The following is a 12,680-nucleotide window of genomic DNA, read 5'->3' as shown; positions in this document are numbered from 1 at the left end:
CAGTACGGCGCGACGCCGAAAGCGCCGCATCCCCCGGCCCGCCGGTGGCCAACCCGTAATCCGTCAACGGGCCGTGACGGTCAGTCCACGGGCCCGCAGGACCGAGTTCTCCAGCGGCCGGAACACCAGTAGTTCGATCCCGACACCGACGACGAAGATCAGCAGGATGCCGGCGAACACCATCGAGATGTCCGACAGCGACATCCCGTTGTGCAGGAACTGGCCGAGCCCTTCACCGAGCTCCGGCGAGGTCGCGATCAGCTCCGCGGCCATCAGCGACCGCCACGAGAACGCCCAGCCCTGCTTCAACCCGCCCAGGAACCCGGGCAGCGCGGCCGGCAGCAGGATGTACCGGATCCCGCCGAGCCGTCCGGCACCGAGCGCCTTGCCGACCCGCGGCAGGATCGGCGGCACCTGGTCCAGACCGGAGACCAGTCCGTTCGCGATCGACGGTACGGCGCCCAGCAGGACGACCCAGTAGATCGCCCGGTCGTTCAACCCGAACCACAGGATCGCGGCCGGCACCCAGGCCACCGACGGCAGGCTCTGCAGACCGGACACGAGCGGACCGATCCCCCGCCGTACGACGGAGATGTTCGCGATCGCCAGGCCGAGTGGTACGGCGATCAGCAGCGAGATCGCGAAGCCGATCACGGCCCGGTGCACCGACACCCAGAAGAGCTCGAGGATCTCGCCCGTCGTCACCAGTTGCCAGATCTGGCCCCACACGTCGACCGGTGCCGGCAGCTTGAACTCCGGCCAGAACGCGGCCGCCCACAACGCCTGCCACACCGCGACGAGTAGTGCGATCGCGACAACAGGTGGCAGCACGCGTCCGGCGATCCGCCGAGCCAGTGAGCCTTCACTCGGGTTGACCGGCGTATCCAGCGCGTCCAGGCCGGCTTCAACGGCGTGCAGATCCTCTTGGACGTCAGGCGGCGGCATGACTGCTGATCACCTTCCGCAGCGCTGCGTTGACCTCGTCCACCGCACCGGCCTCGTCAGCACCGGCCAGTCCGTCGACATCCCACTGCCGCACCACCCGACCTGGCCGCGACGACAGCAGTACGACGCGCTGCCCGAGCCGCACGGCCTCGCGTACGTCGTGGGTGACGAACAGGATCGCCGTGCCGGTCGCACGCCAGATCCGGAGCAGCTCACCCTGCAGTACATCCCGAGTGATCGCGTCCAGCGCGGAGAACGGCTCATCCATCAGCAGCAACGACGGCTTGCCCGCACTGGCACCCGTGTTGTCGTCGGTCGACGCGAGAGCCCGTGCCAGCGCGACCCGCTGCCGCATACCACCAGACAACTCGTGCGGCCGCTTGTCACCGAGTCCTGCGAGTCTGACGAGCTCCAGCAACTCAGCAGCCTTCGCACGACGCGCAGCCTTCGGTACGCCGGCCATGCGCAGCGGCAGCTCGACATTCCCGGCGGCCGTCAGCCACGGCATCAGCGCGGGCTCCTGGAACACGACCGCCGGTCGCGACGAGCTCAGCTCGATCCGCCCGGTGGTCGGCTGGTCGAGACCAGCCACCAGGTTGAGCAGCGTGGTCTTGCCGCAGCCGGACGCACCGAGCAGACAGACGAACTCACCGGCCGCGACGTCGAGATCCACACCTTCCAGCGCCACGACCGCAGTACGGCCGTGCCCGAACGCCTTGCCAACCTGGTGAAACCGCACCGGCCGCACCACGGCCTGCCCAACCTCGACTGTCGCGGTCATGGTCTGCCCCCTACTTCGTGTCGAGACCGGCGGCGTCGACGGCCGGCTTTCCTGCCTTGGTGAGTACGTCGTTCAGCGGGCCGAGGTCGGCGAAACCGGCAACCGTCGGGGCCTCCTTCGCGATCCCCGCGGTGACCGAGTCCTTGGCCAGCTGCGGGAACGTCGAGGCGATCGGGTCCGCGGTGATCTGGATGTTGGCGAACGCGCGGTCGATGACGGCCGGCTTCAGTGCCTTGCCGGTCAGCTCCTTGAGTTGCGCGTTCACCACGGTCTTGGCGGCCGCGTTGTCGGTGGTGGAGAAGTCGATCGCCGCGACCAGACCGGTGAGCAGCGCCTTCACGCTCTCCGGGTGCTCCTGCAGGAACTGGGTCCGGACGATCAGGACAGTGGTCGGGAACTTGCCGTCCGGCCACAGGGTCTTCTCGTCCAGCAGCACCTTGGCGCCGGCGTCCAGGACGAGCCTCGACGACCAGGGCTCGGGCAGCCAGGCCGCGTCCACGTCACCCTTCTTGAACGCGTCCAGCGTCTGCGCGTTCTCCAGGTTGGTGACCTTGACCTTGCCGGTCAGGTTCTTCTCGGCCAGCCACTTCTTCAGCGAGACGTCCTGGGTGTTGCCGAGCTGCGGGGTGACGACGGTCTTGCCGACCAGGTCCTCCGCCTTGGTGATCGTCGGCTTCACCACCAGCTGCGCACCGCCGGACGTCGTACCGGCGATCAGCCGGACGGCTTCTCCATTGGACTTGGCGTAGGCGTTGATCGCCGGGCCGGAGCCGATGAAGGACGCGTCCAGCGAGCCGCCGAGCAGTGCGCCGACGGCCTCGGGGCCGGCGTTGAACTTGGTCGGCACCAGCTTGGTGCTGCCGAGCTCCTTGGTGAACAGGCCCTTGTCCAGACCGACGAGTGCGGCGGCGTGGGTGACGTTCGGGAAGTAGCCGAGCCGCAGCTCGGTGGCCGGACCCTTGTCGGTGGCGGCGGCCGGAGCGTCGTTGCCCTCCGCACGGGAGCAGCCGGCGACCGCGGCCAGCAGAGTCAGGACGGCGGCGGACGCGGCGAACAGACGGTTTCTGGGCATGCTGAGAAGACCTTCGAAGGTGCAGGCGGTCCGAGGAGGACCACAGACGGACGGAACAGCAGGAAGGTGATGACGGGGTCAGACGGTCTCGAGCTCGCGCTCGCGCTCCGCCCGGACATCCGCCTTACGGCCGGTAGTGCGAATGCTGTAGGCGACGACCGCGGCCCATCCGACGATCAGAACGCCGTACACGAGGTAGCGGGGGCCTTCGGCCACACCGACACCCTTCAGCAGGGTGCGGGCGTTGGTCAGGATCAGCACCAGGCCGACGCCGACGCCGAGCCAGCGAGTCGCCAGTCGCGACACCAGCCAGGCGGCCAGCGGTGCCGCGAGGACGCCGCCGACGAGGAGCGCGGCGACGATGCCGAGCGGCAGGTTCTCCTTGCCGAGGCCGATCAGGAAGCCGATGCTGGCGGCGACCGAGACGATGAACTCCGCCGCACTCACCGAACCGACCGTGCGCCGCGGCTCCAGCTTGCCGCTGCTGAGCAGTGTCGAGGTCGCGACCGGGCCCCAGCCGCCACCGCCGGTGGCGTCGATGAACCCGGCCACCAGGCCCAGCGGGCCGAGGAACTTGCCGGCCGGCCGGCCCTCCATCACGGCCCGGACCTTCCCGGTCGCGAACCGGACCAGGATGTAGATGCCGATCAGGAGCAGCAGTGCGGCGACCCACAGTGAGGCCGACTCGGTCGACAGACCGGACAGGAACGTCGCGCCGGCGAAGGCGCCGATCCCGCCCGGAACGCCGATCAGCGCCACCACGCGCCAGTCGACGTTGCCGAACCGCCAGTGCGAGAGACCGGACGCGAGCGTGGTGCCCACCTCGGCGAGGTGGACGGAGGCGGACGCGACGGCGGGCGAGATCCCGGTGATCAGCAGGGCCGTGGTGGCGGTGACGCCGTAGGCCATGCCGAGGGTGCCGTCGACGAGCTGGGCGACGGAACCCAGCAAGGCGACCAGGATGAGACGACGCACGGAACTGCTCCTACGGGTCGGGGAGGAGACGCTGACAGGGCGAACGGAGAAGTACGCCTAAGGTCAACAACCCGCGGAGTTCACGCGCAGCAGGTCGACGTGCCGGCGCCGCGTGAGGGCGTCGCCGGGAGCGTTTCGGGTGACCTGCATGCCTCCATGAAAGCGGACAAAGTCGAGCAAGATGCTCAGGTTTCACGATGTGGGACAAGATTTCTCTCTGTGAGACGCGCGGCCAGTTGTGGTCACAGTGTTGAAAGCCTGGCGCCCGCCTGCCTACGGTCCTCGGGGTATCGACGAGCCCGAGGAGCCGCCTGATGCACGACCTGCCGGACGGATGGAAGCCTGGTGGTCCACTGAACGCCGGAACGCTGAAGACCGAGTACGCCGAGCGCCCACTGGGCACCGACGTCCGGCGACCACGGTTCGGGTGGATCGCGACCGGTCCCGGGTACGGCGCGACCCAGGCGGCGTACCAAGTCCTCGTCGCCTCCTCACCGGAGTTGCTCACGCCGGAGAGCGCGGACGTGTGGGACTCGGGCAAGGTGACTTCGGCACGGACCTTCGGCATCGAGTACGACGGCCAGGCCCTGACCGCACGCACTCGGTACCACTGGACCGTCCGGCTCTGGGACGGCCTGGACCGGGAAGGCAGCTGGGCCGAGCCCGAGTGGTTCGAGACCGGACTCCTCGACGACGGCTGGGGCGGCGCGCGCTGGATCGGCGGCACGACCGACAGCGCACCTCTTCTTCGGCAGGCCTTCACGACCGACGGGACGGTGAAGCAGGCCCGTGTGTACGCAAGCGGACTCGGGTACGCCGACCTGCGGGTGAACGGTCAGCGGATCAGCGACGCCGTGCTCGATCCCGGCTTCACCGACTACGACCACACCGTGCTCTACGTCACCCACGACGTCACCGGCCTGCTGCGCTCGGGCGACAACGTGGTCGGCGCCGAGCTCGGTCGCGGATTCTTCGGCCTGACCACGCCCAACGCCTGGCGCTGGCACCAGGCGCCCTGGACCGCCGAGCCTCGGCTGCTCGCCCGCCTCGTCATCGAGTACGACGACGGCCGCACGACCGAGGTGGTGTCGGACGAGTCCTGGCGCATCACCGGCGGCCCGACCATCTCGGACGACCTCTACACCGGCGAGACGTACGACGCCCGTCGCGCCCTCCCCGGCTGGGACACCGCCGGCTTCGACGACTCCACCTGGTCGACGGCCACCATCGTCGACCCGCCCAAGGGCGCGCTCCAGGCCCAGGCCCACGAGCCGATCCGCGTCGTCGAGACCGTCGAACCCACCGATATCACCGAGGTCCGGCCCGGCGTCTGGATCGTCGACTTCGGCCGCACCACGGCCGGCTGGACGAAACTCACCGTGAACGCCGACGCCGGCACCATCATCAGCCTGACCCACGGTGAGACGGTCGCCGATGACAACGTGGTGGCAGTCAACGTGCACGTCGAGGGCGACCGGATCCAGCGCGACGAGTACATCGCCGCCGGCCACGGTGTCGAGGAGTGGGAGCCGCGCTTCTCCTACAAGGGTTTCCGCTACGTCCAGGTCGAGGGCAGCACCGATCGGCCCGATGTGCTGATGCGAGTGGTGCACTCGGACGTTCGTGACGTGACGTGGTTCTCCTCGACGCAGTCGTCGTACGAACAGTTCGACCAGGCGATGCGTCGTACCGTCCTGAACAACCTGCACGGCATCCCGACCGACACACCGTTCATGGAGAAGAACGGGTGGACCGGTGACGCGCAGGTGGGCGGGCCGACGATGCTGGCGACGCTCGATCTGGCCCGGTTCTTCACCAAGTGGCTGGGCGACATCCGCAACAGCCAGGCCGAGTCCGGGCAGCTGCCGGTGATCGTCCCGTCCAGCGGCTGGGGCTTCACCGACCTCTCCCCCGCGACCGAGTGGCCGACGGTGTACCCGTTCCTGCTCCGCGAGATGCACCGCGCGTACGGCGACGAGCGGCTGCTGCACGAGCACTGGGAATCACTGACCCGCTACCTGTCCTGGGAGCTCGACCGCGTCGAGGACGGCCTGTCCGTCAGCGTGCTCGGCGACTGGCTCCCACCCGGCTTCGGCCGCGGCCCTGCGCCCGAAGACCGCCGCCTCACCGGTACGGCGTACCTCTACCGAGCGCTGATCGCATCCGCCGAGATCGGCGACCTCATCGGCAAGCCGAACGACTACCGCAAGGCCGCGGCCGAGCTGCAAGACGGGCTCAACCGAGCGTTCCTGGATCGCGAGGCCGGCGTCTACAGGTCGGGTGACGACCCGGACTACCGGCAGACGTCCAACGCGGTGCCGCTGGCATTCGGCATGGTCCCGGAGGAGTTGGTACGACGGGTCGCCGCCAACCTGGCCGCGGACGTCGAGGCGCGTGGGTTCCACCTCAACACCGGCTGCCTCGGCGTCGGCGTGCTGCTGCCGGTGCTGACCGCACACGGGTACGCCGACGCGGCGACGAAGGTCGCGCTGCAGCGGAGCTACCCGAGCTGGGGCTACTGGTTCGACCTCGGTGCGGACACGATGTGGGAGAAGTGGGAAGAGGACTCGCGGTCACGCAACCACTACTTCCAAGGCACCGTCGTGCAGTGGGTGTTCGAGAATGTCGCCGGACTGCGCAACCTCGATGCGGGCTGGCAACGGATCCTGGTCCGGCCGGACGCGCGGGGTGAGGTGGACTCGGCGACGATCCGCACCGACACGATCCGTGGCCGGGTGACCGTGGCGTGGAAGCGAACGAGCCGGGTGCTGTCGCTGGACGTCCAGGTCCCGGTGGGTACGACGGCCGAGATCCACGTACCGTCCGCGGCTGCGTCCGACGTCACCGCCGTACCGGCTCCGTTCGCGGGTGAGGCGTCGTACGAGGACGGTTACACCGTCTACACCGTGCCGGGCGGGCTGTGGAACTTTACGAGCCGCTTGGCGTGACCTTGGTGTAGAGGAGGTCGCGGCAGACGCGGCCCTCGGCGTGGGCGCGCGACTCGAACTTGGTGATCGGACGCCACTCGGGCCGCGGCGCCCAGCCGTCGTACTGGTTGCGCAGCAGCGGCTCGGCCTCGCACACCTCGAGCATCCGGTCCGCGTAGTCCGCCCAGTCGGTTGCCAGGTGCAACGTTCCGCCAGGCTGCAGGCGGGACGCCACCAGCGCGACGAACGGCGGCGTGACGAGGCGCCGCTTGTGGTGCCGCTTCTTCGGCCAGGGGTCCGGGAAGTAGATCCGTACGCCGGCCAGCGTGCCGGGCGCGACGTGGTCGCGGAGGAAGTCGAGGGCGTCGCCGTGCAGCAGCCGGACGTTGTCGAGGTCGTACTTCTCCACCCACAACATCAGCTGGCCGAGGCCGGCCGGATACACCTCGGCGGCCAGGTGGTTCACCTCCGGCGCCGCCACCGCGAGCTGCGCGGTCGCGTCGCCCATCCCCGTCCCGATCTCCAGCACGGTCGGTGCCTCCCGGCCGAACCAGGCGGCCAGATCGACGTCGCCCGGCGGCAACTCCTCCAGCTTCCGTCCGAGCCTCGGCCAGTCCGTCTCCCAGACCCGCTTCTGCCCAACCGTCATCCGAACACTCCGCCGGACGTGGCTGAAAACCCCCGCCTGCCTGACTTCATCCACCGTTTCCACCGGCACCAGCTTATTAGTCGTCCCAGAAGAGATGAGCAACGGTGTTGTGGGCCCGGCGGGTAATGCGGAGGTAGTCGTCGGAGAAACGGCCCGATTCGCCCGGTGGGTAGCCGCAGATCTGGGCGACGGCGGCGAGGTCCCGGGGGTCTGTGGGCAGCGAGTCGCCGGGGCGGGCACGGACGAGCATGATCGCGTTGCGGATCCGGGTCGCCATCTCCCAGGCGACCCGCAAGGTCTCCGCGTCCGTCGGCTCGACCAGCCCGGCCTGCACCGCGGCTTGCAGTGCGCCGAGCGTGCGCGTCGTACGCAGCGCGGGGACCCGGTTGGCCTCGCGCAACTGCAGTAGCTGCACGGTCCACTCGATATCGGCCAGGCCGCCCCGGCCGAGCTTGGTGTGGGTGCTCCGATTGGCGCCACGCGGCAGGCGTTCGGCGTCCACTCGCGCCTTGATCCGGCGGATCTCCATCACGTCCCGGTCGCTGACACCGTTCGCCGGGTAGCGCAGCGGATCGATCAGTCCGCGGAACGCCTCACACAGATCAGCGTCCCCGCAGAGCGGATCGGCCCGCAACAACGCCTGCGCCTCCCACACCGCCGACCAGCGCGCGTAATAGGACGCGTACGACGCCAACGTCCGGACCAACGGCCCCTGACGACCTTCCGGGCGCAGATCCGCGTCGACCTGGACGGCCGGATCGGCGCCGGGCAACGCCAGCAGCCGGCGCAGCTCCGTCGCGGTCTGGGTGGCGAAATCGGTCGCGGCCTTCTCGTCGGCACCCGGCACCGGATCGTGGACGAACATCACGTCCGCGTCGCTGCCGTACCCGAGCTCGTGCCCACCGAACCGCCCCATCGCGACGATCGACATCCGGGTCGGCTCGGGCTCACCCTTGGCGATCGCGCGCCTGGCTACCTCGAGCGCGGTGGTCAGCGTCCCGACCGAGATCGTCGTCAGCGCTTCACCGACCGTCTCGACGTCGAGCAGACCGGACAGATCGGCCGCGGCCACCCGGAAGAGCTCGCGGCGCCGGACGGCGCGGATCGCGGCGACCGCCGCCTCCGGCTGCTCCTGCCGGCTCGCCGCCGCGGACATCTCGGACAGCAAACCGTGCTGCGTCCGCGGGACGAGCTCTCGTTCGTCGGCCAGCATCGCGGTCGCCTCGGGTGCCCGTTGCAGCAGGTCGACGGCGTACCGGCCGCTCGCGAGCAGGTGAGCGAGCCGCTCGGCCGACGCACCCTCGTCACGCAACTGGCGCAGGTACCACGGCGTCGAGCCGAGCGTGTCCGAGATGGTCCGGAACGCGAGCAACCCGGCATCGGGATCAGGCGATTCCGCGAACCAGCCGAGCATCGCCGGCAGCAGCGCCTTCTGGATCGACGACCGCCGCGAGACCCCTTCGGACAGCGCCTCGATATGCCTCAGCGCGGACGCCGGATCGGCGTACCCGAGGGCGGTCAGTCGCTGCTTGGCGGCCTCTGGCGTCAGCCGCACCTCGCCGCCGGGGATCCGTGCGACGGCCGCGAGCAGCGGTCGATAGAACAGCTTCTCGTGCAGGCGTCGTACCTCGAGCCCGTGCTTCTTCCAGGCCGCGGTCAACTCGGTGACCGGGTTCTTCGTGAACCCGAGTGACCGCCCGAGACGGCGCAGATCGGCTTCCTCGTGCGGGACCTGATGGGTACGGCGCAACCGGTACAGCTGGATGCGGTGTTCCATCGACCGCAGGAACCGATAGGCGTCGGCCAGGACAGCACCATCGCTGCGACCGACGTACCCGTTGGCGGTCAGCGACTCCAGCGCGACGAGCGTCGTACCGCTGTGGACCGCGTCGTCACTCCGGCCATGCACGAGCTGCAGCAGTTGTACGGCGAACTCCACGTCCCGCAGACCGCCGGGACCGAGCTTGAGCTGGCGATCCACGTCGGCCGCCGGGATGTGGTCGATCACGCGACGACGCATCGCCTGCACGTCGTCGACGAACCCGGGCCGGTCCGCCGCCGACCACACCAGCTCACCGGTCTTCTCGGCGTACCGCCGCCCGAGGTTCGCGTCACCCGCGACCGGGCGGGCCTTGAGAAGCGCCTGGAACTCCCACGTCTTGGCCCAGCGCTGGTAGTACGCAAGGTGGCTGTCGAGACTCCGGACCAGCGGGCCGGACTTGCCTTCGGGGCGGAGTGCGGCGTCGACCGGCCAGAGGGTGCCTTCGGCGGTGTGGGCCGAGCAGATGCGCATCGTGGCGGCGGCGAGCTGGGTCGCTGTCTTCAGCGCGGGCGCTTCGGGTTCGCCGTCGAGCGGCTCGGCGACGAACAGGACGTCGACATCGCTCACGTAGTTCAGCTCGCGACCACCACACTTGCCCATGGCAATGATCGCGAGCCGGCAGTCGGCGGCGGCCGGGTGCGCGGCGAAGTACTCGTTGCGGGCGATGTGCAGCGCGGTCTCCAGCGCTCCCCCGGCGAGGTCGGCCAGTACGGCGGCGACCTCGTCGACCAGCAGTCCTTCGGCGAGATCACGCGCCGCAAGCCGCAGCAACAGCCGCCGGTACTCGACCCGCAACGCGTCCACCGGGTTGGGCGCATCGACCGCGGTGGCGAGCTTGGCCGCGACATCATCAGCAGACGGCCGTACGCCGGCCAGCGCCGGATCGGCCAGGTCGTACCAATGCCGCGGGTGGACGCCGAGATGCCGGCCGAGCGCCTCACTCGCGCCGAGCACGGACACGAGCCGGCGGCGGAAGTCGTCGTCCATCTCGAGCGTGCGCGCGAACGCGGCGACGTCGTGCTTGTTGCGATCCAGGGCCTCCGCCAGGCCGCAGAGTCCGCGCAGGGCGAGATCCGGGTCAGCAGACTCCGACAGTGCGGTGATCACCTGCTCGTTCACCATCGGGCTGCGCGCATCCAGCCGGTCCAGCTGCTCGAGCATCACGCCGGCCCGCTGCGGATCGGCGAACCCGAGCCGAGCCAGCCGGCCCTCCCAAGACCCTCTGCGCACCTCGGCCACGGGTGCAGGCTACCCAATCCCCCTCGGCCCATCCCACGCCCCTGTCAGGACCCCAACAACCGTTTCTATGATCGAGCTGTGCACACCATCGAGGGCGCGTCTCAGTTGGATCGCGGTCAGATTGCGATGAATACACGGTGTCGTGTAGCGGATTCGCTCAGTAATCGGCATGATGGCTTCTCATGGTCATGATGACGGGGTCGCTCGCTGTTCGGGGCTCGGTGGTCTGGTTGACGCCCCAGCAGGGCGGGCGAGTGTCGGGTCCGCCTGAGCCGGACTACGACTACGACTACACAGCCACCGCCTACCTCCCACCGAGGTCGGCGGACGACTGCCAGGCCGGGATCGCGTTGCGCCGCTTCGCGCCGGGCGCCTGGCGCACCCAGGCCGAGGGGATCCTCGTTCCCGCGAAGGGGAATCGCGCCCAGCAGGTGATCCCCGGCTGCATCGTGGTGATCACCGAAGGGACCCGCCCGGTCGGCCTGCTCACCGTCGAGGAGGTGCACGCCCTCGCCCCCGACGGGTCACCGATCCTGCCGCCGGCGCCGGCTGATTTCAGCGTGCCCACGGCACCTCCGTCGGTCGATCCGCCGTACCGGCACTCGACCGCGGCCTCGCGCTGGGCCTCGAAGCACGCCTCCGACGACCAACTCCTCAACCTCTGAACACACTTTGTTGCTCGACGCCTACTCAGTGTTACCGTCGGAGACATGCGTCGCTGGAAACGGGTTGTCGCAGTCCTGCTGGTCGCCGCTGTCGCCCTGATCCTGGAGGGCTGGGCCGCCAGCGCCCAGGCGGCACCAGCGTTGTTCAAGAAGTGCACCTACACCCGTACGGCGGATGGCACCGTCAGGCCGCCGTACTCACTGGCACCGCTGGTCGGCTTCGTGAAGGTGACCGTGCAGACCAACCGCGGCACGCTCGTCCTGCAACTTGACCGTCGTGACGCCCCGTGCGCCGTCCACAGCTTCACCCACCTGGCCCTGGTCCGGTTCTACAACGAGACCCCGTGCCCACTCCTCACCCGGGCGATCCTCGTGTGCGGCGCGGGCCGGCCTGGCTACCGCTTCACGCCGGAGCTGACCGGCAAGGAGACGTACCGCCGCGGCGTAGTTGCCATGCGCAACGATGGCATGAACGGCAGCGGGTTCTTCTTTGTGCACACGACAACCAACCTGCCGAAGACGTCCACCGTCATCGGTGCCGTCAGCAACGGACTACCGGTGCTGGACCGGATCGCAGCAACCCCACGCGAGCCGGTCCGCATCACCTTGATCAGCGTCTGTTGGCGTTCCACGTAGCAATGACGGAGCAGAGCGCAGCTCAGCGGGCGAAGGCGCGTGGGAGATTGCGGGTCGAGAGAGCGATGCGGACAAGGCTCGCCGGGAGTGCGAGCGCGAGGGCCGTGGTGAGTATGGGTTGGACGGTCAGGATGGTGATGAGCATGCTCAAGTCGAGGAGGATGAGTACGGCGCTGGCCGGGCCCGCGAGCCGGGTCCGCGCCGGGTTCTTGCTCGTGGCAACGACCAGCAGCGTCCCGGCGACAGCCACGAGTGCGACTCCGAACAGGACGGGCAGACCGCGCGGAAGTGACCACCTCCAAGCCTCGGCCCCGATCAGCGCGATCCCCCACAGGATGGCAAAGATCGGGGCTGTCGAGAGCATCGCAATCGCGGTACGGCGTCCGGTGGACTGACGAGCGAACGCTGCTGCGACCTGCGCGGGCCGCCCGAAGTCGTCAATCGCCGCGGCCACCGCGGCCGGCGGCGCGAGGCCGATCGCAAGGTGATCCTCAACAAGTCACGATGACCAGCTTTCGACCGACCCGTCCCTGAGAACCTCGATCGGTCGCCCGGCCGGTGTCGCTTCAGCCGAGGGCGGACCGAACCACCGGCGCTAGGAGCGCACGAGCCGGGCGATGGCTTCGGAGGCTTCCTTGATCTTGCGATCGGCTTCGGGGCCGCCGGCGGCCGCGGCGTCGACCACGCAGTGCGCGAGGTGGTCCTCGAGCAGGCCGAGGGCGACGGACTCCAGTGCCTTCGTCATGGCTGAGATCTGGGTGAGGATGTCGATGCAGTACTTCTCGTCCTCGACCATCCGCTGCAGTCCGCGGGCCTGACCCTCGATGCGGCGCAGCCGCCGCAGGTAGGCCTCTTTGTCGTCGATGTAACCGTGCTGCGCCGGTCCGGCCACGCTCACCACGTCCTCCCTTGGGTTCGCCGCACCCTGCCCGCCTGACAACCGCAGGATCCTTGACTCTCTTGCATTTC

General features: G+C 69.2%; 12 protein-coding genes. 3 read left to right on the top strand and 9 right to left on the bottom strand.

Annotated elements, in window-relative coordinates; translation table 11 throughout:
- Positions 1-63 precede the first annotated feature (63 nt).
- The 5 genes from ACGFIF_RS02165 to ACGFIF_RS02145 form a co-directional block, all read right to left on the bottom strand.
- Entirely contained in the window at positions 64-945 is an 882-nt protein-coding gene (locus ACGFIF_RS02165; RefSeq protein ID WP_393150449.1) for an ABC transporter permease, read from the bottom strand.
- Positions 932-1,726, bottom strand: a complete 795-nt coding sequence (locus tag ACGFIF_RS02160; RefSeq protein WP_393150447.1) for an ABC transporter ATP-binding protein — start codon at positions 1,724-1,726, stop codon at positions 932-934. The genes ACGFIF_RS02165 and ACGFIF_RS02160 overlap by 14 nt, the downstream gene beginning before the upstream one ends.
- Before the next feature lie 10 nt (positions 1,727-1,736).
- A complete protein-coding gene (locus ACGFIF_RS02155; RefSeq protein WP_393150445.1) occupies positions 1,737-2,798 on the bottom strand; it encodes an ABC transporter substrate-binding protein in 1,062 nt (353 codons plus the stop codon).
- Positions 2,799-2,876: 78 nt separating this feature from the next.
- On the bottom strand, positions 2,877-3,773 hold the full coding sequence (locus ACGFIF_RS02150) for a sulfite exporter TauE/SafE family protein (protein WP_393150443.1): 897 nt from the start codon (positions 3,771-3,773) through the stop codon (positions 2,877-2,879).
- Between the two features lie 63 nt (positions 3,774-3,836).
- Positions 3,837-3,923: a putative leader peptide gene (locus ACGFIF_RS02145; protein WP_369409992.1), complete on the bottom strand. Its 87-nt coding sequence runs from the start codon at positions 3,921-3,923 to the stop codon at positions 3,837-3,839.
- Positions 3,924-4,087: 164 nt separating this feature from the next.
- Between ACGFIF_RS02145 and ACGFIF_RS02140 the strand changes: the two genes are divergently transcribed.
- A complete protein-coding gene (locus tag ACGFIF_RS02140; protein WP_393150441.1) occupies positions 4,088-6,721 on the top strand; it encodes a family 78 glycoside hydrolase catalytic domain in 2,634 nt (877 codons plus the stop codon).
- On the opposite strand, the gene trmB is transcribed toward ACGFIF_RS02140, so the two are convergent.
- Together trmB and ACGFIF_RS02130 are read right to left on the bottom strand one after the other, a co-directional pair.
- Positions 6,702-7,349: a tRNA (guanosine(46)-N7)-methyltransferase TrmB gene (trmB, locus tag ACGFIF_RS02135; protein ID WP_393150439.1), complete on the bottom strand. Its 648-nt coding sequence runs from the start codon at positions 7,347-7,349 to the stop codon at positions 6,702-6,704. The two genes, ACGFIF_RS02140 and trmB, sit on opposite strands and share 20 nt — an antisense overlap.
- A 76-nt stretch (positions 7,350-7,425) precedes the next feature.
- A complete protein-coding gene (locus ACGFIF_RS02130) occupies positions 7,426-10,332 on the bottom strand; it encodes a bifunctional [glutamine synthetase] adenylyltransferase/[glutamine synthetase]-adenylyl-L-tyrosine phosphorylase (protein ID WP_393153615.1) in 2,907 nt (968 codons plus the stop codon).
- 260 nt (positions 10,333-10,592) lie between these two features.
- Between ACGFIF_RS02130 and ACGFIF_RS02125 the strand changes: the two genes are divergently transcribed.
- Positions 10,593-11,075 (top strand): hypothetical protein, encoded by a 483-nt coding sequence (locus tag ACGFIF_RS02125; RefSeq protein WP_393150437.1) that lies wholly within the window; start codon positions 10,593-10,595, stop codon positions 11,073-11,075.
- 45 nt (positions 11,076-11,120) lie between these two features.
- Positions 11,121-11,711: a peptidylprolyl isomerase gene (locus ACGFIF_RS02120; RefSeq protein WP_393150435.1), complete on the top strand. Its 591-nt coding sequence runs from the start codon at positions 11,121-11,123 to the stop codon at positions 11,709-11,711.
- 22 nt (positions 11,712-11,733) lie between these two features.
- Here ACGFIF_RS02120 and ACGFIF_RS02115 read toward each other — a convergent pair whose 3' ends face one another.
- Positions 11,734-12,075, bottom strand: coding sequence for a hypothetical protein (locus ACGFIF_RS02115; RefSeq protein WP_393150433.1), 342 nt, complete (start codon positions 12,073-12,075; stop codon positions 11,734-11,736).
- A gap of 231 nt (positions 12,076-12,306) precedes the next feature.
- Complete coding sequence (locus ACGFIF_RS02110) at positions 12,307-12,609, bottom strand: metal-sensitive transcriptional regulator (protein WP_393150431.1); 303 nt, start codon at positions 12,607-12,609, stop codon at positions 12,307-12,309.
- Between the last annotated feature and the right edge of the window lie 71 nt (positions 12,610-12,680).

It is taken from the genome of Kribbella sp. NPDC049174, assembly GCF_043197365.1.
Taxonomy (GTDB): domain Bacteria; phylum Actinomycetota; class Actinomycetes; order Propionibacteriales; family Kribbellaceae; genus Kribbella.
This window is presented reverse-complemented; position numbering and strand designations above follow the sequence as displayed.